Origin of the sequence: Arthrobacter sp. SAFR-023, assembly GCF_051965295.1 — a bacterium.
Classification (GTDB): Bacteria; Actinomycetota; Actinomycetes; order Actinomycetales; family Micrococcaceae; genus Arthrobacter.
On the sequence record NZ_JBQCMF010000046.1, the window covers coordinates 1 to 1,379 of the forward strand.

General features: G+C 64.4%; 1 protein-coding gene. It reads left to right on the forward strand.

What is annotated here, in order from left to right; all coding sequences use genetic code 11:
- Positions 1–1,379, forward strand: a 1,379-nt coding sequence (locus ACTHQX_RS21655) for an amino acid permease (protein ID WP_440159296.1), incomplete at both ends; no start/stop codon positions are given.

Here is a 1,379-nt window from a genome sequence, read left to right on the forward strand (position 1 = left end):
CATGCCACCGAGAACCTTCTCCACGCGGAGGACAAGGGCTACCACAAGAGCCTCAAACCGCGGCAGATCCAGATGATCGCCATCGGCGGCGCGATCGGCACCGGCCTGTTCCTCGGCGCCGGCGGCCGGCTCAACGCTGCCGGGCCATCCCTGGTCATCGCCTACGCTGTCTGCGGCTTCTTCGCCTTCCTGATCCTGCGCGCCCTCGGTGAACTGGTGCTGCACCGGCCCTCGTCGGGCTCGTTCGTCTCCTACGCCCGTGAATTCTTCGGCGAGAAGGCAGCCTTCGTCTCGGGCTGGTTCTACTGGATCAACTGGGCCACCACCACCATCGTGGACATCACCGCCGCCGCCCTCTACATGAACTTCTTCGGCAACTACATCCCCTGGATGGCCGACGTCCCCCAGTGGGTCTGGGCACTGACCGCCCTCGTCGTCGTCCTCTGCCTGAACCTCGTTTCCGTCAAGGTCTTCGGCGAAATGGAATTCTGGTTCGCCATCATCAAGGTCGCCGCCCTCGTGGCGTTCCTCCTCATCGGCACCTACTTCGTCATCTTCGGCACCCCCGTCCCCGGCCAGGAAACCGGCTTCAGCCTCATCACCGACAACGGCGGCATCTTCCCCAACGGCCTGCTGCCCATGATCATCCTCATGCAGGGCGTCCTGTTCGCCTACGCCTCCATCGAACTCGTCGGCACCGCAGCCGGCGAAACCGAAAACCCCGAAAAGATCATGCCCAAGGCCATCAACTCCGTGGTGTTCCGCATCGCCGTGTTCTACGTCGGCTCCGTCATCCTGCTGGCCCTGCTGCTGCCCTTCACCTCCTACCAGAAGGGCGTCAGCCCCTTCGTGACGTTCTTCGGCTCGATCGGCATCCAGGGCGTGGACGTCATCATGAACCTCGTGGTCCTCACCGCAGCCCTGTCCTCCCTCAACGCCGGCCTCTACTCCACCGGCCGGATCCTGCGCTCCATGTCCGTAGCCGGCTCCGCCCCCAAGTTCGCCCAGCGCATGAACAAAGCCGGTGTCCCCTACGGCGGCATCGCCATCACCGCCGGCGTCTCCCTGCTCGGCGTCCCGCTGAACTACCTCGTCCCCTCGCAGGCCTTCGAGATCGTCCTGAACATCGCCTCCGTAGGCATCATCGTCACCTGGGCCACCATCGTCCTGTGCCAGATCCAGCTCAAGCGCTGGGCGGACAAGGGCTGGCTCAAACGCCCCTCCTTCCGGATGTTCGGCGCGCCCTACACCGGCTACCTGTCCCTGCTGTTCCTCATCGGCGTACTCGTCATGGTCTTCATCGACTCACCCCTCACGCTCCTGGTCACCCTCATCGCCATCGCCCTCATGGTCGCCGGCTGGTACGCCTGCCGCAAACG